The following is a 24,347-nucleotide window of genomic DNA, read 5'->3' on the forward strand; positions in this document are numbered from 1 at the left end:
TCAGTTGCGTTGTGGGGGGGGGGTGGGCGGGTGCTGGTCCCCGGTCAGCCGACGATCGGGGAGACGGCGACGCAGCCGCCGGCCATCGCCTGCTCGCCCTTGGCCTCCGCGATGACCTTGCCGTTGTGGACGACCTTGCAGCTGAGGCTGGCGGGGTCGATCGAGACCGGCATGACGCCGGGCGGCATGATGCCCTTGAGCGTCACCGTCTTCTTCCACGGGGCGGCGGGCTTCTGCTCGGTGACGACCTTCGGCTCCATCGCGGTGCCCTCGCCGGCGTGGTAGCCGATCGATTCGATGCCCTTGCCACTCACCTCGTAGGTGACTTCGTAGGTCTCGCTGACCGACTTGTCGACCTGGTCGACGGCCTCCTTGGCGGCCTCCGAGCAGGCGCCGAGGCCGAGGGCGAGGCCGGTGACGGCGAGGGCCGAGACGGCGGTGCGGACGGTGCGCTTCATGCGGGTTCCCCCTGGCGGGCGGTGCGTGGTGGTGGGTCCCGCGCAGGGAATCGCAAAGGAAGAGTAAAGTCAAATCGCCTCGGGGGCCCGTCGTCGACGAGGAACGCGCAGGCCGGAGGCGTTGTCAGTGGCGCCGTCTACGGTCGGTGTCATGAATGCCATGGGGGTGCGCCGGACGGCGGATCGGGTGTCGGCACCGGCTCCTGACGAAGCGTCGCGCAGCGCGGGAAGCGGGCTCGGTTCGGCGGGGCCGGGGTCGGACGCGGGCCGCGCGGAGGGCGGGGACGTGCGAGCCCCGGGCGGGGCGTCGCCCGGCCCGGCGGACCCCGCGGCGGCGCGGCGCAGGGCCGAGCGGCGGGCCGCCCGGATCACGGCGGGCACGGAGGAGTTGGAGCAGCGGCTCGCGGACCTGCTGCGCGGCGGCCTGGCCACGGCCGAGCAGGCGGGGTACGGCCTGTGGGAGGAGACGGCGGCCCGCATGGTCGACGCCCAGGCGCCGGGGCTCGCGGGCCGGGTCCGCGAGCTGGGCGCGATACCCGGCTCGGGCCCGGGCTGGCCGGTGCGGCTCCTGGAGGAGTGCGCGCTGACGCACCTCCTGGACCGGGCGTGGCTCTCCGCCGACCGGCTGCCCGCCCCGTTCGCCGCGACCGTGCGGACCCGGGTGGGCCTGACAGCCCCCGCCGACGGCGCTCCCGTACGGGACCACTGGCACGTCCTCGCCCAGTACGACTCCTCCGACGCCCGCCTGACCACCCGTCGGATCTGGCTGCACGGCACGACGAGCGGACGCACCGTGCTGCTCCTCTCGTACGGGGCGGCCGGCCGGGCGCCCCGGCTCGCCCTGCCGGTGGGGGCGGTGCTGGACGGGGACGTCACCCCGTACTCGGGCGCGGGCCGGCTGCGCGCGGAGCCGGGCGAGCGCTTCGAGCCGGTCCCCTCCCCCGCCGCCCCACCGCCGGGCGGCCCGGTGGGCGGGGCCCTCGACGCCTACGGGCGCGCCCTGGGCGAGGACCCCTGGCTGGACGCGTGGCCCGTGACGCTGACGCAGGTCGTACCGGCACGTGCGGAGTACGGCTGGCAGCTCGCCGACGCGGACGGCCGCGAGGCGCTGCCGCTGACCCCGTGGGCCCAGTCCCGACCGGGCCTCTGGCGGCTCGTCGCGCTGTCGGGCGGCGCCCCGCTGACCGTCTTCGGCGAGTGCGGCCACCGCGGCTTCACTCCGCTCGCGGCCTGGTCCCCCGACCTGCCCACGGAGACGGTGCCCCTGGTCTGACCCCACCGCCCGCGGCCGCGGGCCGTCGCGCCGTCACGGGCCACCTGTTGTCGGCGCCGACGCCCCGTTGCCGGGCCACCGCCCGCCGCCGCGGGCCGTCGCGCCGTCACGGGCGGACGGGCCGTCGCGGGCCGCGCGCCACCGCCGACCGCCGTACCGAAGGCGGAAGCCCCTGACGGCGCCCGACACACCCGTTCCGTTCCGCCCCCGCGCACCCGGCAGCCCACGCACACCCGACCGCCCGCGCCCCCGAGACCGGAGGACCTCGATGGACACGACCGCACCGACGATGGACGTTCCGGCCCGCCGCGGCGCACGGGACGAGGCCGGCGCGTGGGAGGAGCTCGTGACCGCCGCGCTGCTCGGCACGGACCGGCGCGTACCCGCCGGGCTCGGCGCGGTGACCGGCGGCCGGGCCGCCGCCGCGCTGCTCGACGCCGCCGCGGTCCTCACCGTACGCCGCAGGGCCGGACTGCTCCCCGGGCCCGCAGCGGAGCCGCCGGAGCCCTCACCCCGTGACGAGCGGCCGCCCCTCCCCGCAGCCGCCCGGCGGCGACTCGACCAGCTGCTCGCCGGGCGGGCCGCCCCGGCCCCGGCGGGCGGTCGCCGGGGCACCGCCCCCGACCTGGCCGAACTGCTGCCCCAGTGGCTGGCCCTGGCCAACGAACGGGGCTTCGCCGCCCCACCGGCCGCCCTGCCCGCCCTGCTCGACGCCGCCAGGGCGCGTACCGATCTGCGGCCGCAGGCCCTGCGGCTGGCCGGACCGCGCGGCCTCTGGCTGGCCAGGCTCAACCCGGAGTGGAGGTTCGCCCTGCGCGGCGCGCGGGCGGGCGGCGCGCTGCCCGACCCCGAGGACCGGGAAGCCGTCCTGGCGCTGTGGGAGGAGGGCCTGTTCGCCGAGCGGGTCGCGCTGCTCGCGTCCGTGCGGGCGGCCGACCCCGCGGCCGGGCGGGCGCTCCTCGCCTCCACCTGGGCCACCGAGCGCGCCGAGGACCGGCTGATGTTCCTGGACTCGCTGCGGGCGGGACTGTCCGACGCCGACGAGGAGTTCCTCGAGGACGCCCTCGCCGACCGCAGCCGCAACGTCCGGGCCACCGCCGCCGAGCTGCTGTCGACCCTGCCCGCCTCCGCCCTCGCGGGCCGGATGGCCGCCCGGGCCGTCACCTGCGTCCATCTCGACCGCACGGCCGACGTGCCGACGGTCGTCGTGGAGGCCCCGCACGAATGCGACGCGGCCATGCGCCGGGACGGCGTCGTACCGGTTCCCCCGGCCGGGCGGGGCGAGCGCTCCTGGTGGCTCGGCCAGCTCGTCGAGTGCGCGCCGCTGAGCTGCTGGACCGCCCGGTTCGGCGGCCGGACCGCCGAGGAGATCGTGGCGCTGCCGGTCGCCGACGACTGGCGGGCCGAGCTGCACGCGGCCTGGTGCCGGGCGGCCGTGCGACAGCGGGACGCGGCCTGGTCGCGGGCGCTGCTCGGGCCCCCGGCCGCGCCGCCCGCCACGGGCCCCGGGATCGCCTCGCTCGCCGAGCGGGCCCAGCTCCTGGCGACCCTGCCGGAGCCGGAGCGGGCGCGATGGGTGGCCTCGTTCGTCGCGGCGCACGGCCTGTCGGAGGCGTTCCAGCTGCTCGGCGTCTGCGCCGTGCCCTGGGCGGAGCCGCTCGGCGGCGCGGTGATCGACGCCCTGGACATCGCGCGGGACGCGGGCAGCTATCCGTGGAGCTTCAGCGGGGTGATGGGCCTGGCGGAGCGCTGTCTCTCGCCGGACGCGGCCCGGCACCTGGAGGCCCTGACGGCCCTGCCCGACGAGGCGGAGGACACCGCGCCCGGCGCGGGCGGCTACTGGTCGGAGGCCTTCCAGCGGCTGGTCTCCACCCTCCGGTTGCGCGCGGCGATGCGGGCCGAGCTCACCGTTCCCGAGGAGTCGGAGGCGGAGGCGGAGAGATCCGGGCCGTGACGTGCGGAAGGGGCCCACCGCGGGTGGGCCCCTTCACTCGAACGGGTTACGCCGCCTGGCGGACGTTCGCGTTGACCCAGTCCACGATGGACGTGGTCGTCGCGCCCGGCGTGAAGATCTCGGCGACGCCCTTCTCCTTCAGCGGCGGGATGTCGGCGTCCGGGATGATGCCTCCGCCGAAGACCTTGATGTCCTCCGCGTCGCGCTCCTTGAGCAGCTCCAGGACCTTCACGAACAGCGTGTTGTGCGCGCCCGAGAGGATCGAGAGACCGATCGCGTCGGCGTCCTCCTGGATCGCGGTGTCGACGATCTGCTCGGGCGTCTGGTGGAGGCCGGTGTAGATGACCTCCATACCGGCGTCGCGCAGCGCCCGCGCGATCACCTTGGCCCCGCGATCGTGGCCGTCGAGACCCGGCTTGGCCACCACCACGCGGATCGGACCGGTCACACCCATCACTGCCTCCACATGACACCCCCGCGCCCCATTGCCGGGGAGGTGAACGAACGTTATCTCCAGCATCCCGCACGGTGTCGTTTCGCGGTGGCGAGCGAGGGGGAAATCACACGTGGGACATCGTTCGCTCTGCGCCGTCCCCGCTTTCGGGCCCTCCTCCTGGGCCCACCAGCCGCAAGCGGGGCCGGTCCGCAAGGGAGCCGCACGGGGTCGCCGTACTCCCGCGCCGCCGTCCGCGCGACGTGGGGTGCGGCGCTACCGCCGTACCGTTCGGCCCCACGTGCCGTACGGGAGGTCGGCGATGGAGCTCGCCAAGGTCACCGCCCTGATGAAGGCCACCGCCCTCGAACTCGCGATCCTCACCGGCCACCTCGTCCTCTATCCGTCGGGCATCGTCGCGGAGCGCCTCTCCCCAACGCCCCCCGCCACCCCGGCCGACCCGGAGGCCCACCTCAAGCCGGGGGCCCCTGACACCTCCGGGGCCTCAGCCGCCTTAGAAGCCCCAGACACCCCAGACACCTCAGACGCCTCAGATATCTCTGAGATCTCGGAGACAGAGATCCCAGAGGCCGCTGCCGCCTCCGAGACATCCGACGCCTCGGCTGCGGCCGCCGCGCCCTGCGTGCCACGCGCGCCCGCGTTCCCGAGCCCGCGGCCCGTGGTGCTGCTGCACGGCTTCGTCGACAACCGCTCCGTCTTCGTCCTCCTGCGCCGCTTCCTCACCCGGAACGGCCGCGACTGCGTCGAGTCGCTCAACTACTCCCCGCTCACCTGTGACCTGCGGACGGCCGCCGCGCTCCTCGGCCGCCGGGTGGAGGAGATCCGGGAACGCACGGGACACGAGCAGGTCGATGTCGTCGGGCACAGCCTGGGCGGGCTCATCGCCCGCTATTACGTACAGCGCCTCGGCGGTGACGCTCGGGTGCGCACGCTCGTCATGCTGGGCACGCCCCACGCCGGCACGACGGTGGCGCCGCTCGCCGACGCGCATCCGCTGGTGCGGCAGATGCGGCCGGGTTCGGAGGTGCTGCGCGAGCTGGCGGGCCCCTCACCGGGCTGCCGGACCCGGTTCGTGAGCTTCTGGAGCGATCTCGACCAGGTGATGGTGCCGGTGGAGACGGCCCGGCTGGACCACGCCGACCTCCTCGTGCACAACGTCCGGATCAGCGGAATCGGCCATCTCGCGCTGCCCGTCCACCCCACGGTGGCCGCCGGCGTCAGGGAAGCCCTCGACGCCGTGGGCGAGGCGGTTCCGGGGGCGCGGGGCCGGGAGCCGGGCTCCGCGCCCGCCGCCTGACACCGGCCGCACGGACCCCGCCGCGCCGCCTGCCGCGACACGCCGCGAGCCTGTTCTTCGAACGTTCATCGAACACAAGGCCAAAGCTCTCCCCGTGAGCTGGCGAAACACGGCCGATTGCCCGTTTCCTGCGCCCGCAAACCCTTCCGAAGATTGTCCGCCGCGCATACCGCCGGGTACAGTCGCGCCCACTGCTTCCCCCGGGACACCCCTCGTCGGGCTCGCCCCGGACTGGTCCTGCTGCCGAGGCGAGAGAGAAGTTGGTGAACGACCAGCACCCCTACGCCGGGTACGTCGGCGACGACGCCCACACCACCGGCAGCTTCGCCATCGACCCGCTGTTCGGCGCCTACCCCGGCGGCCAGACCGACCACAGCGGCCAGTGGGACCTCGGGCAGTACGGCACCACCGACCACCAGTACGCCGCCACCGGCACCTACGACGCGTACGCGCCGACGGCCGACCCGTACGCCACGACCGGGCAGTGGGACACCAGCGGCCAGTGGAGCGCGCCGACCACCCCGGGCGCGTACGACACCGGCGGCCCGTACGACACCACCGGCCAGTGGGACGCCTCCGCCTGGACCGAGGCACAGGCGACCGGCGCGTACGACACCGCCCACGCCGGGACCCACGCCGGGGCCTATGCGGCGCAGGGCGCGTACGGCTACGAGTCCTACGACACGACCGGCCAGTGGGCCGCCCCCGCCTTCGCGACCGACACCGGCGCCTACGACGCCACGGCCTGGAACCACCCGGGCGACCACGGCGAGCCGGTCGAGCCCGTCGAACCGCTCGTCCCCCAGCAGTACTCCCCCGAGGCGCTCTACGACGTGGAGCCGGAGCACGCCCCCGAGGCCGACGCCCCCGACACCGCCCCGGAGTACGACTTCGCCTCCGCGTACACGGAGGACGGCGAGGACGCCGGCCACTACGACGAGGGCGACGACGAGTCGGCAGCCCCGCGGCCCGCCGTCGAGCTCCGCACCGACGAGCCCTCCGCCGCCGCCCGCCCCGGGCGCCGCGCCTCCGGCGGCAGCCGCAGCCGACGCCGTACCCCCGCCAAGCGGTCCGCCCTGCTGACCGTCGCCGTCCCCTCGGCCTGCGTCATGGGCGTCGCCGGCATCGCCGCCGCCTCCGTGAGCGGCCTCACCGGAGGCGCGCCGGACGGCACCAAGGACGACACGACCTCGCTCGCCGCGGCCGACCCGGCCGCCGTGCAGCAGATCGCCGCCGCCAACAACAGCTTCGACACCCAGCTCGACGCGCTCGACGCCGACGCCCGCGACTTCGGCGACCGCGCCAGCCGCACCCAGGAGCGCATCGACCTCAAGGTCCGCCAGGCGGCCGAGAAGAAGAAGCGCGAGGAGGAGGCGGCCCGGCGCGAGGCGCTGCGCCCCAAGTTCATGCTGCCGGTCAAGCTCCACCAGCTCAGCGCGCGCTACGGCCAGTCGGGCGTCAACTGGATGTCGCTGCACACCGGCATCGACTTCCCCGTCCAGTACGGCACACCCGTGATGGCGGCGACCGACGGCACCGTCCGCACCCAGTGGAACAGCGCCTACGGCAACATGGCGATCGTGACCGCCAAGGACGGCACGGAGACCTGGTACTGCCACCTGAGCAGCACCAAGATCCGCACCGGCGAGGTCAAGGCCGGCGAGGTCATCGCGTACTCCGGCAACTCCGGCAACTCCACCGGCCCCCACCTCCACTTCGAGGTCCGGCCCGGCGGCGGCGCGGCGATCGACCCGCTGGCCTGGCTGCGCAGCCACGGTCTCGACCCGACCAGCTGACCGCCCCCGCACGCGCCGCGGACCCGCACCCACCGCAGGACGTGTACGAGAGGGCCCCGGCCGAAGCCGGGGCCCTCTCGCGTACGCGTCGCGTACCCGCTACAGCTTCTCGACCGGCGCGTACCGCAGCAGCAGCCGCTTCGGCTTCTCGTCGCCGAAGTCGATCGTCGCCTGGGCGTCCGCGCCCGCGCCCGTCACCGCCATCACCGTGCCCAGACCGAACTGGTCGTGCGTGACCCGGTCACCGACCTGGAGCGCGATCACCGGCTTCTCGCCCGCCCGCCGGGTGGCGAAGCCCGAAGGGCCGGAGCGCGACCGCGAGGAGGAGAGCGAGGCGGTGATCCCGGAGGTCGGCCCGGCGGGCTTTACCATCGGACCGGTCCGCTTCCACTCCAGGTACGTCGGCGGGATCTCCTCCAGGAAGCGCGAGGCCGGGTTGTACGAGGGCTGGCCCCAGGCGCTGCGCATCGACGAGCGCGTGAGGTAGAGCCGCTCGCGGGCGCGCGTGATGCCCACGTACGCCAGGCGCCGCTCCTCCTCCAGCTCCTTCGTCTGGCCGAGGGCGCGCATGTGCGGGAAGACGCCGTCCTCCATGCCGGTGAGGAACACCACCGGGAACTCCAGGCCCTTGGCGGTGTGCAGCGTCATGAGCGTGATGACGCCCGCGCCCTCCTCGTCCTCGTCGGGGATCTGGTCCGAGTCGGCGACGAGCGCGACCTGCTCCAGGAACTCGGCGAGGCTTCCGGTCCCCTCCGTCTCCTCCCGACCCTGCTCGAACTCCAGGGCGACGGCGGCGAGTTCCTGGAGGTTCTCGATCCGGGTCTCGTCCTGCGGGTCCGTGGAGGCCTGGAGCTCGGCGAGGTACCCCGTCCGCTCCAGGACGGCCTCCAGGACGACGGCGGGGCCCGCGCCCGACTCGACGATCGTGCGCAGCTCGTCCATCAGCGCGTTGAAGCGCTTGACGGCGTTCGCGGAGCGCGCGGCCATGCCGTACGCCTCGTCGACCCGCTTGAGCGCCTGCGGGAAAGTGATCCGCTCCCGGAGGGAGAGCGCGTCGATCATGGCCTCGGCGCGCTCGCCGATGCCGCGCTTGGGGACGTTGAGGATGCGGCGCAGCGGGACCGTGTCCTCGGGGTTGGCGAGGACGCGCAGGTAGGCGAGGACGTCCCTGACCTCCTTGCGCTCGTAGAAGCGCACGCCGCCGACGACCTTGTAGGGCAGGCCGACGCGGATGAAGATCTCCTCGAAGACACGGGACTGGGCGTTGGTGCGGTAGAAGACGGCGACGTCGCCGGCCTTCGCCTCGCCCGAGTCCGTCAACCGGTCGATCTCGTCGGCGACGAACTGCGCCTCGTCGTGCTCGGTGTCCGCGACGTAGCCGGTGATCTGCGCGCCCGCGCCCGCGTTGGTCCACAGGTTCTTGGGGCGGCGGGACTCGTTGCGCTCGATGACGGCGTTGGCGGCGGAGAGGATCGTCTGGGTGGAGCGGTAGTTCTGCTCCAGGAGGATCGTCGTCGCGTCCGGGTAGTCCTCCTCGAACTGGAGGATGTTGCGGATGGTGGCGCCCCGGAAGGCGTAGATCGACTGGTCGGCGTCACCGACGACGCACAGCTCCGCCGGGCCGAGGTCCTCGTAGCCGGTGCCGACGAGCTCGCGCACGAGCGTGTACTGGGCGTGGTTGGTGTCCTGGTACTCGTCGACGAGGACGTGGCGGAAGCGGCGGCGGTAGTGCTCGGCGACGTCGGGGAACGCCTGGAGCAGGTGGACCGTCGTCATGATGATGTCGTCGAAGTCCAGGGCGTTGGCCTCGCGCAGGCGCGCCTGGTACATCCGGTAGGCCTCGGCGAGCGTCTTCTCGAAGCCGTCGGCGGCCTGGTCGGCGAAGGCCTCCTCGTCGATCAGCTCGTTCTTCAGGTTCGAGATCTTGGCGCTGAAGGACTTCGGCGGGAACTTCTTCGGGTCGAGGTCCAGGTCGCGGCAGACCAGCGCCATCAGGCGCTTGGAGTCGGCGGCGTCGTAGATCGAGAAGGAGGAGGTGAAGCCGAGCTTCTTCGACTCGCGGCGCAGGATGCGGACGCAGGCGCTGTGGAAGGTCGAGACCCACATCGCGTTCGCCCGGGGGCCGACGAGGTGCTCGACGCGCTCCTTCATCTCGCCGGCGGCCTTGTTGGTGAAGGTGATCGCCAGTATCTGGCCGGGGTGGACGTGCCGTGTGGCCAGGAGGTGCGCGATGCGGTGGGTGAGCACCCGCGTCTTGCCGGAGCCGGCGCCCGCGACGATGAGCAGCGGCGAGCCGGTGTGGACGACGGCGGCGCGCTGCTGCTCGTTCAGCCCCTCCAGGAGCGCGGCGGCGTCCACGACGGGCCGGGGGGCGCCGTCGCGGTAGTACGCGTCCCGGGGCGGGGGCGCGTCGAAGTGCTCCCCGAAGAGGTCGTGCGGGACCTCCTCCGCGGCCGGGGCACCGTGCTCGTGGTCCTCGGGCGGGGGCGGGGCCTCCTCCGAGGAGTTCTGGAGGCCGGCCAGGAAGCTGTCGTCAAAGAGGCTGCTCATCGCCTCACGAGTCTAGGACGCTCCACCGACATCCGGTCCCGCTTCGCGGAGCGCGCTCTGCGAAGCGGGTCACACCCGGGGCGAGGGCCCGGGTCACGAGGGCCCGGGTCACGAGGGCCCGGGTCATACCCAGAGGGTCGCGATGAAGATGTTCACGAGGGTCAGTCCGCCGACCGCGGCGAAGAGGCCCTTGTCGACCGTCTCCTCGTCGCGCTTGACGTAGACGAGGGCGAGGATGACGACGAGGACCGCCATCTTGATGCCGATCTTGACGTTGTTCACGGTCTGGTCGTCGGCCTGGTTGAGCCCGACGAGCGCGATGCCGGTGACCAGCATGGTCAGGGCGCCGTGCAGCATCGCGGGCGTGAAGCGGGCCGTGCCCGTCCCCATCGCCTTCATCTGGGTGAGGAACCCGCCCAGCAGGGAGGCGATGCCGATGATGTGCAGGGCCACGAAGACATTGATGAGGACGTCCATGGGGCGGAGCCTAACCGGGGCCGTAGCACCGCTTTCCGGCCGGGTCCACTCTCTCCGGCCGTTCGGTCGGCGACCAGCAGCAACCGTCCGCGGCCCGGCACCGCGGGCGAAAGAGACCGGTCCGTGAAGGCCAAGTCGCGCCAATAACGGTCATCCCGTCGCCGGGGCGTGACCCCAGGTTTAGCGTCCTCCACCAGGTGACCGGCTCCCCACCACCTCCGGGTTCTCCCCGGAGGCTGTCGGTCACCCCCGCCGAGAAAACCCGGCGGCGGTCCGTCTCCCCTGTGCGGCCCGCCGCCGGCCCCGGCCGGCCCGTCCCCCACAGGGAGAGGATGTGACCCGCCCTCGTGGCAGCGCACCGAAAACCCAGGCAGTCCCCGCTCGGTGGCCAGGCGGTCCGCACCGCCGCCACCCTCGCCCTCGCCTCGGCGGCGACGGCGACCCTGTTCGAGGGGTCGGGGCACGCCGACCCCCGGCTCACCGCCGCCCAGGTCAGGGCCAAGGTGGACCGGCTGTACGAGGAGGCCGAGGTCGCCACGGAGCGGTACAACGGGGCGAAGGAGAAGGCCGACGAGGCCCGCGCCGCCTTCGACAGGCTGCGCGACGAGGCCGCCCGCAGGACGGAGCGGCTCAACACGGCCCGCGCGGGGCTCGGGAAGATCGCCGCCGCGCAGTACCGGTCCGGCGGCCTCGACCCCGCCGTACAGCTCGCCCTCACCTCGGCCCCGGAGGAGTACCTGGAGCGGGCCGCCCTCGCGGAGAAGGCCGGCGACCGGCAGGCGGCCGCCATCGCGTCCGTACGCCGGGAGCTGGCCGCGATCGGGCAGCTGCGGAGCGAGTCGGCGGACCGGCTCGCGACGCTGCGCGGCCACGAGGCGGACCTGCGGCGCCAGAAGACCGCCGTGCTCGGCAAGCTCACCGAGGCGCGGACCCTGCTCGCCCGGCTGACCGCCGAGGAGCGGGCCCGGTACGAGGCCGCCGTCGAGGCCCGCAACGGCTCCGGCGGCCCGTCCGCGTCGACCGCCTCGACGACCTCGGGGCCGGGAACGGCCTCCGGCGGCTCGTCGGGGGCACGGGCCGACCGCTCCTCGGGCGGCGAGCGCGCACCGGTGACCGCCCCCACCTCGCGGGCCGAACAGGCCATCTCCTTCGCCCGCGCCCAGCTCGGCAAGCCGTACGTGTGGGGGGCGACGGGCCCGTCCGGGTACGACTGCTCGGGGCTGACCCAGGCGGCCTGGCGTGCGGCCGGCGTCTCCCTGCCCCGCACGACCTACACCCAGATCAACGCCGGTCAGCGGGTCTCCCGCTCCCAGCTCGCCCCGGGCGACCTGGTCTTCTTCTACTCGGGCATCAGCCATGTCGGGCTCTACATCGGCGGCGGCCGGATGATCCACGCCCCGCGGCCCGGCGCCCCCATCCGGATCGCCCCGATCGACGAGATGCCCTTCGCCGGGGCGACCCGCGTCGGCTGACCTCAGACGAGGCGGCGGGCGGTCGCCCAGCGGGTGAGTTCGTGGCGGTTGGACAGCTGCAGCTTGCGGAGCACCGCGGAGACGTGCGACTCGACCGTCTTCACCGAGATGTAGAGCTGCTTGGCGATCTCCTTGTACGCGTAGCCGCGGGCGATCAGCCGGAGCACCTCGCGCTCGCGCTGGGTGAGCCGGTCGAGGTCCTCGTCGACCGGCGGCGCGTCGGTGGAGGCGAAGGCGTCCAGGACGAAGCCGGCCAGGCGGGGCGAGAAGACGGCGTCGCCCTCCTGGACCCGGAAGATCGAGTCGACCAGGTCCGTGCCGGTGATCGTCTTCGTGACGTAGCCCCGGGCGCCGCCGCGGATGACGCCGATGACGTCCTCGGCGGCGTCCGAGACGGAGAGGGCCAGGAAGCGGACCGGGTCCTCGGGCGCGGCCATCAGTCCGGCGCAGCGGCGCAGCACCTCGACGCCGCCGCCGCCCGGGAGGTGCACGTCGAGCAGGACGACCTCGGGGCGGGTCGTGGTGATCACGGTGACCGCCTGGTCCACGTCGGCGGCCTCGCCGACGACCTCGACGCCGGTGACGTCGGTCCTGCCGATCTCCGCCTGCACGCCCGTGCGGAACATGCGGTGGTCGTCGACGAGGACCACCCGCACCCGGCGGTCCGTGCCGCGGTCCGCCCCCGCCCCGGTCGCTGCCCCGGTCTCGTCGCTCATCCGTCCGCCCTCTCCATCTCAAGCTCCACTTCGGTGCCGCCGCCCGGCACGGAACGCAGCCGGGCGGTCCCGCCGTTGCGCTGCATCCGGCCGATGATCGATTCTCTGACGCCCATCCGGTCCTCGGGCACCGCGTCCGGGTCGAAACCGGGCCCCCGGTCCTTCACGGAGACGAAGACCGTCCGGCCCTCCACCTCCGCGTACACCTGTACGGCCCCGCCCTCGCCACCGTACTTGGCGGCGTTGACCATCGCCTCGCGCGCGGCCTGCATCTGCGCGACCAGTTTCTCGTCGAGCGGGCAGTCGCCCACGACGACGACCTCCAGCGGGACGCCGTGCTTGTCCTCGACCTCGGCCGCGGCCCGCTTGACGGCCTCGGCGAGGGTGTCGGGCTCCTCCTCCTTGCCCGTCCCCTCCGGTTTGTAGAGCCAGTTGCGCAGCTCGCGCTCCTGGGCCCGGGCGAGGCGGCGCACCTCTCCCGGGTCGTCGGCGTTGCGCTGGATGAGGGTGAGGGTGTGGAGCACCGAGTCGTGGACGTGGGCGGCGACCTCGGCCCGCTCCTGGGCGCGGATGCGCATGGTGCGCTCGTCGTTCAGGTCCTGCGACATCCGCACCAGCCAGGGTCCGGCGAGCAGGGCTATGCCGGTGAGGACCGCGACCGCGGCGGTGAGGGCCGTGCCGAGCTGGGCGACGGAGCCGCGGACGACGACGAAGACGGCGAGTCCCGTGCCGACGAGGCCCACGCCGACCAGTCCGCGGACGAGCTGGAGGGCGCGTCTGCGGGGGCCGGGCTCGGTCCAGCTGGCGCGGCGGGCGTTGTCCGCCTGGCGCCAGACGAGGACGACGCCGACGCCGATGAGGAGCGTGGGCCAGACGTAACGCGCGGTCTCGTTGTCTAGGTTGATGTTTCCGACGAAGACCGCGGCGCCGATGGCGAGCGCGACGAGGGCGAAGATCTGGCCGCGGTCGGGCTTGCGCAGCCGGCGTCTGCCGTCGGGGGTGGTCTCGAAGACGGGGCGGGGCGCGGAGCGGCCGCCGACGCCGAGGGGGACGACGATCCAGAAGACGGCGTAGAGCAGGACGCCGAGGCCGTCGGTGAGGAGCAGCACGGCGAAGACCGCGCGGACCCAGACCACCGGCAGCCCGAGGTGTCCGGCGAGCCCTCGCGCGACACCGCCGAGCCACCGCCCGTCGGCGCTTCGGTAGAGCCTGCGCGCGGGAGGTTCGTCGGTCTCGGTGACTCGAGCGGCTGCGGACATGCACCGATCGTCACACGTTCGGCCCGCCCGGGACATCAGGGTCCGCCCTGAGATCGACCCTGGTAAGGCCTCGGGGAGAGGGGGCCGCGGAATATCAGGGTCGGGCCAGGGTCGTCCCCGGTGCCGCGGGAGGTCACGGGCCGTCACCATGGAGGCATGACGAGTTCGACGCCTTCGCAGCACGAGGCCCCGCCGCCGGCGGAGGCCGACTCCGTCGCGCCGCTGCGGCGCTCGCGCGGAAGCAAGGTCGCGGGCGGGGTCTGTGGCGGTCTCGGCCGGCACTTCGACCTCGACCCGGTGATCTTCCGCGTCGTGGTGGGCGTGCTGTCCGTGACGGGCGGCATCGGCTTGATCTTCTACGGCTTCGCGTGGCTGCTGATTCCGCTCGCGGGCGAGGAGGAGAACGAGGGCCGCAGACTGCTGACCGGCCGGGTCTCCGGGGCTTCGCTCGCCGCGGTGCTCATGGCGCTCGTGGGTTGTGGGGTGCTGTTGTCGATGCTGCACAGCGGGTCGACGCTGGGGTTCGCGATGACGCTGACGCTCGCCGTGTGCGGTGCGGCGGTGTGGTCGCAGCGGCGGCGGTCGGGTGGCGTCGAGGCGGAGCCGGGGAAGGAGACGGCCGCGGCGCTCGCGGTCGCCGAGGCGCCGCCGGAGGCCAAGGCGCCGCCGCTGGTCGAGTTCCCCTCGTGGTGGCGGGACCCGATCGTGAAGGACGGTTCGACGGGCCGGGTGGCCATCGGGTACCTGTGGGGGCCGCACGGCATCGTGGACGAGGACGGCAAGGTCAACGGCGAGGTGCCGAAGCCGGGCAGCCAGTGGGGGCCCGACCCGTCGGCCGCCGGCCGGCCGGCTCCGTCCGTGCGCCGCACGCCGTACTCCATCGGCGGTCTCGTGCATCTGCTCGCGATGCTCGCCGCCGTGCTCGGTACGGCGCTGACCTGGGAGAGCGAGCCGCTGGGCCGGAGTCTGCAGACGGGTCTGGTCGCCGCTCTCGCGGTGTTCGGCCTGGGCCTGGTCGTGAGCAGCTTCCTCGGCCGGACCGGGTTCGGGACGATCCTGCAGACCGTGCTCACCGCGGGCCTGCTGGCGGTGGCGGTGGCGCTGCCCGACCGGATCACGACGGAGTGGGTCCGCGAGACGTGGAGACCGACCACGGTCACGGCGGTGCGGTCGGAGTACGGCGTGGGCACGGGGGTCGGCACGCTTGACCTGTCAGGCGTCTCCGTTCCCGCGGGCACGACGGTCGGTACGCGGCTCAGTGTGGGTGCGGGAAAGGTGAAGGTGGTCGTCCCGAACGACGCGGTGGTGAGGCTCCGCGCGGAGGTGGGCCTCGGCGACGTGCGGCTGCCCGGGCAGCCGCCCGGTGACATCGACATCGCGCCCGGGCGGGACGAGACCCGGACGCTCGCCCCGCCGGCCGGGACCGTCCCGGCGGGCACGTTGGACCTCTCTCTGGAGGTCGGACTCGGACAGGTGGAGGTCAGCCGTGCTGCTTCATGAGTTCCGCCCCGGCCGGCTGGTCGTGGGCCTGACCGCCCTCGCCCTGGCCGCGCTGTACGCGGGCGACGCCGCGGGCGAGTGGCGCACGCCGTGGTACGCGGTGGTGCCGCTGCTCTGCGGGGGTCTGGGCGTGGCGTCCCTGGTGACGTGGGTGGCCTACCTCATACGACGGCGGGTGGCGAGGAACCGGTCCACCGACAGCACGGACGCGCCGGCGAGCACCAGCGGCAGCCAGGCCATCAGATAGGCCAGGTCGTTGCCGAGGTAGTAGGGGCTCACCTGCCAGCTCACGGTCAGCCAGAGGCTCAGCGAGATCAGCGCGCCGCCGAGCGCCGCCAGGCGGGCGAAGATCCCGAGGAGGGTTCCGATGCCGACGACGAGCTCGCCGAGGGCGATGGCGTAGCCGAAGCCGACGGGGTTGTGGAGGGCGAGGTCGACGAGGCCGGGGACGGCCGAGCTGTCGCGGACTCCGCGCATGGTCTCGCCGATGGAGCCGGTGCCGGAGTCCGCGAGGAAGGCGGAGTCGGTCAGTTTGTCGAGCGACGCGTAGATGAAGGTGATGCCGAGGAAGAGCCTCAGGGGAAGGAGGGCGTAGCGGGAGGCCGTGGCCTTCCAGCGGGCGAGGGTGCCCTGCGGGGCGGGGGCGTCGTCGGTGCCGAGCGCCGTGGTGTCTCCCCGGTCCCTGTCGGCCTGTCCGGTCATCGTCGGTCACCTCTCCACGCCCCGTACGACTGTTCGCGGATCGATTCTCTCCGTTTCCGGGCCCGAGGGACATGCCGGGAGCGCGGAGGGACCGCCGGAAGGCTCAGTCGACGACGTCGATCGTGACCCGGTTGGTCTCGACGCCGGCGGCGGTCACCACCGACACCTCGACGCGTCCCGGTTCGACGTCGACCGGGAGCGGGACGGTAAGGACCGCGTCCGTGGGGTTGGCGAAGCCTCCGGGGACCGGGACGAGGGGGACGTGCGCGTGGACGGGCCCGACGCGGACGACGAGGCGGGTCAGCGGGTCGGGGGCGGTGGCGCCGGGCGGGACGAAGCCGCAGCCGCGGATCTCGATGTCGTCGCCGGTCCGGATCGGGGCGTCGAGGTCGCCGGCTTCCCGGGACCGGACGACGGAGTGGATGGTGGGGCGGGCGCCCTCGGTGCACTTCGCGGCGAGGTGCCAGGCGGCCGAGACGGCGACGAGGAGTACGAGGGACCAGGGCAGGGCGGGCAGCAGGCCGGGTTCGGCGGCGAGGCGGACGGCCGCGAGGACCAGGACGGCACCGGAGACGAGGAGGTACTGGAGGTCGGCGAGTGCGGCGCGGCCGTTGTCGTCGCAGACGAGGTCGGCGGTGCGCGGGCGGTCGGCGCGCACCTTCTGGAGGCGCCGGGAGGCGATCCGCACGGAGACGACGAGCCGGGCGGTGACGGCGAGGGCCGCCACCACGGCGAAGACGGTGAGGAGACCGGCGCCCCGGGCCAGGCCGAAGGCGGTCGGGCCGAGGGAGCGGGAGGCCAGGAAGAGGAGGGTGTAGACGAGGAAGAGCAGCCAGGCGGCGGCGACGGCGCGGGTGGTGGAGAGCCGGTTGTCCTCGCCGATCAACGGGGCGAGCAGTCCGCCGCGGGCGCGGTGGGCGTGGGCGGCGCCGGTGAGGAGGGCGGCGAGGATCAGGGCGGTGCAGAGGCCGGCCGTGCGGGCGCCGGTCCAGCCCGTGCCGACGGCGGTGAGGGCCTGACCGAGGAGGAGGACGAGGACGGCGCCCCAGACGGCGACGAGGCCCCCGAGCCGTACCCGGGCCAGCCAGGCGCCCCCGGCCTCGCGGCCGTGGGCGGTGACGGCGCGGGCGGACTGGGCCAGTTCGTCGGAGACCCATTGGCGGGCGGCGACCGGTGAGTGGGCGACGGCGGCGGGGACGCCGTGGCCGGCGGCGAGCTCGTCCCGGCGGGCGAGGAAGGCCGCGACGGCGCGTCGGTGGCCGGTCCGTCCGCAGTGGGCGCAGCCGGCGCAGGCCGCCGTGTGCTCGCCGTACTGTCTCGCCTCGTGAACCGCCACGGCACCCACTCCCCGAGCTCCTGTCACGCGCTCGGCGCACGACCTCTCCGGCACGGCGCGTTTCGCCATGCCCGGAAAGTCAACCAGCCCTTGTTTTCTGGGAATTGTGCCGCACCGGAGGCTTCCGCCGCTGCCGTGCGCGCCCCTCCGGAGAGTGATTGCCGCGTCATCCCATTGACGTACGGAAAGGTGAAGCGATGGTGTGACGACAGGAGTTCGGGCTCCGCCCGGCTGATCCCGCGCCGCAGGGGAACACCGGTCGCGGGCTGAGATGCGGCCGGGACGTCCCCCGGAAGCGGCGAAGCCGCCGCCCCTCGCGGTGGTCGCGGGGGGAGCGGCGGCTTCAGCGGCGTACGAAGGGAGGGGTCACTCCCACTCGATGGTGCCCGGCGGCTTGCTCGTGACGTCGAGGACGACACGGTTCACGTCGGCGACCTCGTTGGTGATGCGGGTCGAGATCCGGGCGAGCACCTCGTAGGGCAGGCGCGACCAGTCGGCCGTCATGGCGTCCTCGGAGGAGACGGGGCGCAGCACGATCGGGTGACCGTAGGTGCGGCCGTCGCCCTGGACGCCGACGGAGCGGACGTCGGCGAGCAGCACGACCGGGCACTGCCAGATCTCGCGGTCGAGACCGGCCGCGGTGAGCTCCTCGCGGGCGATGGCGTCGGCCTCGCGCAGCAGGTCCAGGCGCTCCTTGGTGACCTCGCCGACGATGCGGATGCCGAGGCCGGGGCCCGGGAAGGGCTGGCGCTGGACGATCTCCTCCGGCAGGCCGAGCTCCTGGCCGACCATGCGGACCTCGTCCTTGAAGAGCTGGCGCAGCGGCTCGACGAGCTCGAACTCCAGGTCCTCGGGGAGGCCGCCCACGTTGTGGTGGGACTTGATGTTGGCGGTGCCGGTGCCGCCGCCGGACTCGACGATGTCCGGGTAGAGCGTGCCCTGGACGAGGAAGGCGACCTCCTCGCCGTCGGCGTGGCCCTCGGCGACGATCTCGGCCTGGGCCTGCTCGAAGACGCGGATGAACTCGCGGCCGATGATCTTCCGCTTGGTCTCCGGGTCGGAGACGCCGGCGAGCGCGGTGAGGAACCGCTCCTGTGCGTCGACGACCTTCAGGTTGACGCCCGTGGAGGCGACGAAGTCCTTCTCGACCTGCTCGGTCTCGCCCTTGCGCATCAGGCCGTGGTCGACGTACACGCAGGTGAGCTGCGAGCCGATGGCCTTCTGGACGAGGGCGGCGGCCACGGCGGAGTCGACGCCGCCGGAGAGGCCGCAGATCGCGCGCTTGCTGCCGACCTGGGCGCGGATGGCCGCGACCTGCTCCTCGATGACGTTGCCGGTGGTCCAGCTGGGCTCGATGCCGGCGCCGCGGTAGAGGAAGTGCTCCAGGATCTGCTGGCCGTGCGTGGAGTGCAGCACCTCGGGGTGGTACTGGACGCCGTACAGCTTCTTCTCGTCGTTCTCGAAGGCGGCGACCGGCACGACGTCCGTGGAGGCGGTGACGGAGAAGCCCTCGGGGGCGGCGGAGCAGGCGTCGCCGTGCGACATCCACACGGACTGCTCGACCGGGGTGCCCTCGAAGAGGGTGGAGCCGGCCTTGGAGACGTGCAGCGGGGTCCGGCCGTACTCGCGGGCTCCGGTGTTGTCGACGGTGCCGCCGAGGGTCGTCGCCATCAGCTGGAAGCCGTAGCACATGCCGAAGACGGGGACACCCGCCTCGAAGATCGCGCGGTCGAGGCGGGGGGCGCCCTCCGCGTACACGGAGGACGGGCCGCCGGAGAGGATGATCGCCTTCGGGTTCTTGGCCAGCATCTCGGCCACCGGCATGGTGGACGGGACGATCTCGCTGTAGACCCGGGCCTCACGGACTCGGCGGGCGATGAGCTGGGCGTACTGGGCGCCGAAGTCGACAACGAGGACTACGTCCGGGTTGGTGACGTCGGGCGCGGCAGCGGGGGTCGCTGATGACACTACGGCGGCCTTCCGGCGGTAGGAGGGTGTCCCCCGAAGGGGGGGTTATTTGTCGATTCTACCGGCGTGTCGACGGTCGCTTCTCGTCTCACCATCCGAACCCCGTTTGGTCCGGCGTCCGGGGCGGGGTCCATACTGGTGCCATGCGCACGCTCACGACCTTCGTCTTTACCTATGGCAACCGGCCCACCGGCTGCAATGGTCGTGCTGCTTGAGCAACTGACAAGCGACTTCCGAGGCGCCCCGGGCCGACAAGGCCCGGGGCGCCTCGCCGTTTCCGGGCCGTGCCGCCCCGGGGCTCCCGAACCCGACACCCCGAGGAGCCCCACCATGACGACGAACACCGCCACCACCGAGAAGACCGGCGCCCGTACCGACGAGGCGGCCGAGCTGATCGGCGGCGCCCGGGAGCGGATCGACGCCCTCGACGACCGGATCATCGGTCTCATCCAGGAGCGGATGGCCGTCTCGGCCGTCATCCAGGAGGCCCGCATCTCCTCGGGCGGCCGGCGGGTGAACCTGGCCCGCGAGATGGAGGTGCTCGGCCACTACCGGGACGCGCTGGGCAAGCCGGGCACGGCGCTGGCGATGACGATGCTGGAGCTGTGCCGGGGCCGCATCTGAGGGACGCCCGCGGGCGGGAGGGGCGCTTCTGAGTGGGTGCCCGGACCTGAGTTCGGTCCCGCTCTCACCCGTACGGCGCGTGACCGGCCCGCGCCGGGCTTCGTTGGTCCGGGTGTCCGTGCCAGCCAGGGGCGGGCCCGTAGAAACCACGCGTGGCTTCGCTGGGGCGTGTGACGTACCACTGGTACGTCGTGGGACCTCGCCCCAGCGCGCGTGACCGGACGGCAGGGGACAGCAGCCCGGTCACCCAGAAAGGGCGGTCGGTCCCGGGGACGCCCGGGGCCGGCCGCAACCGGCTCCTCCCGGTCGCGACCCGCGGCCGCCAGCACACCGCGAAGACCCTCGTCCCCCCTCCCACTCCCCTCCCCCGCGCGGCGCGACCCCCCGGCGCCGCCCCGCTCGGCACCGCCGCTGCCCTGACACCGGTGCCGACCCCGAGGGCCCCGTGGCCGCGACCGGAATCGCGGCCCGGGGCCCTCGCTCGTACGACCTGGCACCGGCCTGAAGACCTGCCTGAAGACCTGCCTGAGGACGGCCTGCCTACGGCCGGATGCGGCCCGCACCAGAACGTGACGCGCGTCACATGAATATCTCGTGCAACCGCTACAACCAATCGCGGGGACCGCGGGTCATCTATGCAGCAACACCAAAGCTGGAGGGGCGCTGCACTCGGAGGGGGGTGCAGCGCCCTTTCCTGTGTCCGGCATCCGTGACCGGCCCCGCTGCCCCGTCGCCCGCACTCAGTCCGTCTTCGGCGGGACCGCCGGCGGGACTGTCGGCCGGACCGTCGGCATCCCGAGGAACGGCAGCCGCAGCGCGCCGAAGGCCTCGGCCGGAGCGGCGGGTGACTTCGGCTCGACCGGCGCCAGCCGCACGTACGCCTCGCCCTGGCGCGGCCGCGGGTCCTCCTCGCCCTTGTTCGGCCAGAAGGACATGGCCCGCTCGGCCTGCGCGGTGATCGTCAGGGACGGGTTCACCCCGAGGTTGGCCGAGACCGCGGCCCCGTCGACCACGGAGATCCCGGGGTGGCCGTAGAGCCGGTGGTACGGGTCGATGACGCCGGACTCGGCGTCGGCGCCGATCGGGCAGCCGCCCAGGAAGTGCGCGGTGAGCGGGGTCCCCATCAGCTCGCCGACGTTCGAGCCGGGGAAGCCGTTGATCTCCTCGGCGAGGAGGGTGGCGGCCCGGGTCGCCTCGCGGATCTGGGTCGGGTTCGGCGCCCCGTGCCCCTGCCGGGCCGTGAGCAGGCCCTTTCCGATGCCGCCGGGCTTGCGGTAGGTGGTCAGGGAGTTGTCCAGGGACTGCATGACGAGCCCGATGATCGTCCGCTCCGACCAGCGCCAGTTGGAGAGCGAGCGGGCGGCGAGCGCCGGGTGTCTGAGCAGGTTCAGGAACCAGTTGCGCACGCGGTGGGCGCCGTAGGGCACCTGGAGGACGGTGAGGCTGCCCATCGAGTTCGACCCCTTGCCGTACCGCACCGGCTCGATGTGGGTGTTCTCGTCCGGGTGGACGGAGGAGGTGATGGCGACGCCCCGGGTGAAGTCGGCCTTCTCCTTGCCGTGCCGCTTGCGGTAGCGGCGGTCGGTGGTCTGCGCGCCGACGAGGCCCTCGGAGTTGGTACGGGTCAGCTCGCCGAGCCGGTCCGAGATCCGGGGCAGCAGGCCGGTGTCCTTCATCCGGTGCAGCAGCGTCTGCGTCCCGTACGTACCGGCGGCGATCACCACGCGGCGGGCGGTGAACGTGCGCCCCTTGCCCTTCTTCCGGTTGTCGGTGGGCAGGGTCCTGACCGCGTAGCCGCCGCGCGCGTCCTCGGTGACGGCGACGACCGAGGTCATGGGGTGCACGACGGCGCCCGCCTTCTCGGCGAGGTAGAGGTAGTTCTCGTTGAGGGTGTTCTTGGCGCCGTGGCGGCAGCCGGTCATGCACTCGCCGCACTCGGAGCAGGCGCGCCGGGACGGGCCGACGCCGCCGAAGTACGGATCGGCGACCTCGTCGCCGGGCTTCGCCTTCGTCCCGCCCCCGGCGTCGTGGCCGTCGCCGAAGAAGACGCCCACGGGCGCCATGTGGAAGGTGTCGCCGATGCCCATGGCCTGCGCGGCGGCCTTCAGGTGGACGTCCGACGGCGTCATCGTCGGGTTGAGCCGGACCCCGAGCATCCGCTTGGCCTGGTCGTAGTACGGCCGCAGTTCGTCCTGCCAGTCGGTGATGTCCTTCCACTGCGGGTCGTCGAAGAACGGCTGGAGCGGTACGTAGAGGGTGTTGGCGTAGTTGAGGGAGCCGCCGCCCACGCCCGCGCCGGCGAGGACCATGACGTTGCCGAGCAGGTGGATGCGCTGGATTCCGTAGAGGCCGAGGGCCGGCGCCCAGAGGAAGTTCTTCACGTCCCAGGAGTTCTTGGGGAGCGTGGCGCGGGTGAAGCGGCGACCGGCCTCCAGGACGCCGACCCGGTAGCCCTTCTCCGTGAGGCGGAGGGCGGTGACCGAGCCGCCGAAGCCTGAGCCGACGACGATGACGTCGTAGTCGTACGCACTGTCCTCGCCCTGATTCTGGGCAGGGGGTACCGCGGTCATGGCTCTCCTCGTGCGAAAAGGGGTGGAAGGGGAAGGGCGTCAGCGCAGGCGGAGGGCCTTCATCGCCTTCAGGGACACGCTCATGAACGCCGCGTACTTCTCGTCGTCCATGCCGAAGGAGGGCGCGAGCGGGAGCAGTCGCTGCTGGGCGATGGTCTGGGCCTCGGTGTACTTGAGGATGCCCTCCGAGCCGTGGCGGCGGCCGAGCCCGGAGTCCTTCATGCCACCCATCGGGGACTGCACGCTGCCGTACGCGGGGGCGTACCCCTCGTTGATGTTGACCGTGCCGGTGGCGAGGCGGGCGGCGACGGCGTGGCCGCGGCGCGCGTCCGTCGTCCAGACGGAGGAGTTCAGTCCGTACGGGGTGGCGTTGGCGCGCGCGATCACCTCGTCCTCGTCCGTGAAGCGGTAGACGGAGACGACCGGGCCGAAGGTCTCCTCGGCGCAGACGGCCATCGGCGCCTCGACGCCGTCGAGGATCGTCGGCTCGTAGAAGAGGGGGCCGATGTCGGGGCGGGCGACGCCGCCCGCGACGAGCCGGGCGCCCTTGGCGACGGCCTCCTCGACGTGCCGGCTGACGGTCTCCAGCTGCCGCTCGCCGACGAGGGAGCCCATGTCGGCGCCGTAGGAGAGGGAGTTGCCGAGGCGCATGGCCCTGGTGCGGGCGGCGAAGCGGTCGAGGAAGGCGTCGGCGATCGACTCGTGCACGTAGAGCCGCTCGATGGAGATGCAGAGCTGCCCGGCGGAAGAGAAGCAGGCGCGGACGGCTCCGGCGGCGGCCTTCTCGATGTCGGCGTCCTTCAGGACGAGCATGGCGTTCTTGCCGCCGAGTTCGAGGGAGACGCCGACGAGGCGGGCGGCGGCGCCCTGCGCGACCACGCGGCCGGTGCGGGTGGAGCCGGTGAACGAGACGTAGTCGCCGTGGGCGACGACCGCGGGGCCGACGACCGGGCCGTCACCGAGGACGACCTGGAAGACCTCGGCGGGCAGACCGGCCTCCACGAGCAGCTCGCGGGCCCACAGCGCGGTGAGCGCGGTCTCGGTGTCGGGCTTCATCACGACGGCGTTGCCGGAGACGAAGGCGGGCAGCGCGTCGCCGACCGAGAGTTCCAGGGGGTAGTTCCAGGGTGCGATCTGGCCGACGACTCCGCGCGGCTGGCGCAGCTCGGTGACCTTGGTGAGGGTCGGGACGACGCCGGTGTGCCGCTTGGGGCGCAGGTACGAGGGGGCCTTGCGGCCGTAGTGGCGGGCGGCGACCGCCACCGCGAGGACCTCTTCGTGGGCGTGCAGCCGCGCCTTGCCGGTCTCCAGCTGGATGAGGTCGAGGACCTCCGCCTGGCGCTGGAGGACCAGGTCGTGGAAGCGGAGGAGGACGGCGGCGCGGGCCCGGACGGGGGTCGCGGCCCAGGCGGCCTGGGCCGCGCGGGCGCGGGCGAAGGCCTCGGCGACGTCCTCGGGGGTGGACTCGGGAAGGTCCGCCAGCTTCTGCCCGGTGAAGGGGGTGTGGTTGGCGGTGCGGCCGGAGCCGACGACACCCCGGGTGAGCCGGGCGACCAGGTCGGGCGTCACGACGTCGGCGGCCGTCCGCGCGCCGGCGGGCGCGGGCGCGACCGGGTTGGTGGCACCGGCGGGCGCGGCGGGGCGGGGCGCCCCGGCGGCGGCGTCCGGGCGGGCGTCCGTGCCGGAGTCGGTGTCGGCGGCGGTGTCGGCGGGAACCGAGGGGGCGGCGGGGGCCTGCGAGTCCGTCATGAGGGCGAGAGTAGGCCGCGTTCCGACCTTTGGGTACCCGTCGGTAACGCGTTTTCACGGTGCGCTCACATTGCGCCAGCGATCACTGGCGCATAAGCCCTGATCAGCGGCCTTACGGTCGAGAGAGGGAGGCTGCGGAGATTTTTCCGCCCCGACGACCCGCGCTCCGGCGGCTCCGTTCCGGCGACTCTT

The 24,347-nt window shown here is 73.5% G+C and carries 18 protein-coding genes; 7 read left to right on the plus strand and 11 right to left on the minus strand.

What is annotated here, in order from left to right; translation table 11 throughout:
• Positions 1 to 44: 44 nt before the first annotated feature.
• Entirely contained in the window at positions 45 to 458 is a 414-nt protein-coding gene (locus ACWDVG_RS06580; protein ID WP_451696805.1) for a hypothetical protein, read from the minus strand.
• 166 nt (positions 459 to 624) lie between these two features.
• Between ACWDVG_RS06580 and ACWDVG_RS06585 the strand changes: the two genes are divergently transcribed.
• Together ACWDVG_RS06585 and ACWDVG_RS06590 are read left to right on the plus strand one after the other, a co-directional pair.
• Positions 625 to 1,731 (plus strand): SWIM zinc finger family protein, encoded by a 1,107-nt coding sequence (locus ACWDVG_RS06585; protein WP_451697015.1) that lies wholly within the window; start codon positions 625 to 627, stop codon positions 1,729 to 1,731.
• Positions 1,732 to 2,020: 289 nt separating this feature from the next.
• Positions 2,021 to 3,685 carry a DUF5691 domain-containing protein gene (locus ACWDVG_RS06590; RefSeq protein ID WP_451697017.1) on the plus strand — a complete coding sequence of 555 codons (1,665 nt, stop codon included), beginning with the start codon at positions 2,021 to 2,023 and terminating at the stop codon, positions 3,683 to 3,685.
• A 46-nt stretch (positions 3,686 to 3,731) separates the two neighbouring features.
• Here the strand turns inward: ACWDVG_RS06590 and ACWDVG_RS06595 are convergent, their stop codons facing one another.
• A complete protein-coding gene (locus ACWDVG_RS06595; RefSeq protein ID WP_451696806.1) occupies positions 3,732 to 4,139 on the minus strand; it encodes a cobalamin B12-binding domain-containing protein in 408 nt (135 codons plus the stop codon).
• Between the two features lie 301 nt (positions 4,140 to 4,440).
• Between ACWDVG_RS06595 and ACWDVG_RS06600 the strand changes: the two genes are divergently transcribed.
• A complete protein-coding gene (locus tag ACWDVG_RS06600) occupies positions 4,441 to 5,436 on the plus strand; it encodes an esterase/lipase family protein (protein ID WP_451696808.1) in 996 nt (331 codons plus the stop codon).
• A 263-nt stretch (positions 5,437 to 5,699) separates the two neighbouring features.
• On the plus strand, positions 5,700 to 7,232 hold the full coding sequence (locus ACWDVG_RS06605; RefSeq protein WP_451696810.1) for a peptidoglycan DD-metalloendopeptidase family protein: 1,533 nt from the start codon (positions 5,700 to 5,702) through the stop codon (positions 7,230 to 7,232).
• A gap of 99 nt (positions 7,233 to 7,331) precedes the next feature.
• Here the strand turns inward: ACWDVG_RS06605 and pcrA are convergent, their stop codons facing one another.
• Together pcrA and ACWDVG_RS06615 are read right to left on the minus strand one after the other, a co-directional pair.
• The gene (pcrA, locus tag ACWDVG_RS06610; RefSeq protein ID WP_451696811.1) at positions 7,332 to 9,782 is read right to left on the minus strand and encodes a DNA helicase PcrA; all 2,451 of its coding nucleotides are present in this window, start codon (positions 9,780 to 9,782) and stop codon (positions 7,332 to 7,334) included.
• Between the two features lie 123 nt (positions 9,783 to 9,905).
• On the minus strand, positions 9,906 to 10,259 hold the full coding sequence (locus ACWDVG_RS06615) for a hypothetical protein (RefSeq protein WP_451696813.1): 354 nt from the start codon (positions 10,257 to 10,259) through the stop codon (positions 9,906 to 9,908).
• A gap of 347 nt (positions 10,260 to 10,606) precedes the next feature.
• Between ACWDVG_RS06615 and ACWDVG_RS06620 the strand changes: the two genes are divergently transcribed.
• Entirely contained in the window at positions 10,607 to 11,731 is a 1,125-nt protein-coding gene (locus tag ACWDVG_RS06620) for an NlpC/P60 family protein (RefSeq protein ID WP_451696815.1), read from the plus strand.
• A gap of 2 nt (positions 11,732 to 11,733) precedes the next feature.
• On the opposite strand, the gene ACWDVG_RS06625 is transcribed toward ACWDVG_RS06620, so the two are convergent.
• Both ACWDVG_RS06625 and ACWDVG_RS06630 read right to left on the minus strand, forming a co-directional pair.
• Complete coding sequence (locus ACWDVG_RS06625; RefSeq protein WP_451696817.1) at positions 11,734 to 12,447, minus strand: LuxR C-terminal-related transcriptional regulator; 714 nt, start codon at positions 12,445 to 12,447, stop codon at positions 11,734 to 11,736.
• Complete coding sequence (locus tag ACWDVG_RS06630) at positions 12,444 to 13,706, minus strand: PspC domain-containing protein (protein WP_451696819.1); 1,263 nt, start codon at positions 13,704 to 13,706, stop codon at positions 12,444 to 12,446. Before ACWDVG_RS06630 ends, ACWDVG_RS06625 begins: the two co-directional genes overlap by 4 nt.
• A gap of 156 nt (positions 13,707 to 13,862) precedes the next feature.
• On the opposite strand from ACWDVG_RS06630, the gene ACWDVG_RS06635 reads away from it, so the two are divergent.
• A complete protein-coding gene (locus ACWDVG_RS06635; protein ID WP_451696821.1) occupies positions 13,863 to 15,206 on the plus strand; it encodes a PspC domain-containing protein in 1,344 nt (447 codons plus the stop codon).
• A 156-nt stretch (positions 15,207 to 15,362) separates the two neighbouring features.
• Here the strand turns inward: ACWDVG_RS06635 and ACWDVG_RS06640 are convergent, their stop codons facing one another.
• The 3 genes from ACWDVG_RS06640 to guaA form a co-directional block, all read right to left on the minus strand.
• Entirely contained in the window at positions 15,363 to 15,908 is a 546-nt protein-coding gene (locus tag ACWDVG_RS06640) for a DoxX family protein (RefSeq protein WP_451696823.1), read from the minus strand.
• A gap of 103 nt (positions 15,909 to 16,011) precedes the next feature.
• The gene (locus ACWDVG_RS06645; RefSeq protein WP_451696825.1) at positions 16,012 to 17,244 is read right to left on the minus strand and encodes a hypothetical protein; all 1,233 of its coding nucleotides are present in this window, start codon (positions 17,242 to 17,244) and stop codon (positions 16,012 to 16,014) included.
• A gap of 366 nt (positions 17,245 to 17,610) precedes the next feature.
• Complete coding sequence (gene guaA / locus ACWDVG_RS06650; RefSeq protein WP_451696827.1) at positions 17,611 to 19,212, minus strand: glutamine-hydrolyzing GMP synthase; 1,602 nt, start codon at positions 19,210 to 19,212, stop codon at positions 17,611 to 17,613.
• A gap of 330 nt (positions 19,213 to 19,542) precedes the next feature.
• Between guaA and ACWDVG_RS06655 the strand changes: the two genes are divergently transcribed.
• Entirely contained in the window at positions 19,543 to 19,836 is a 294-nt protein-coding gene (locus ACWDVG_RS06655; protein ID WP_451696829.1) for a chorismate mutase, read from the plus strand.
• A 740-nt stretch (positions 19,837 to 20,576) separates the two neighbouring features.
• Here the strand turns inward: ACWDVG_RS06655 and ACWDVG_RS06660 are convergent.
• Positions 20,577 to 22,406, minus strand: a complete 1,830-nt coding sequence (locus ACWDVG_RS06660) for a GMC oxidoreductase (protein WP_451696831.1) — start codon at positions 22,404 to 22,406, stop codon at positions 20,577 to 20,579.
• Between the two features lie 39 nt (positions 22,407 to 22,445).
• Positions 22,446 to 24,155 (minus strand): succinic semialdehyde dehydrogenase, encoded by a 1,710-nt coding sequence (locus tag ACWDVG_RS06665; RefSeq protein ID WP_451696833.1) that lies wholly within the window; start codon positions 24,153 to 24,155, stop codon positions 22,446 to 22,448.
• Positions 24,156 to 24,347 lie beyond the last annotated feature (192 nt).

The sequence above is a fragment of the Streptomyces sp. NPDC003327 genome (assembly GCF_053589515.1).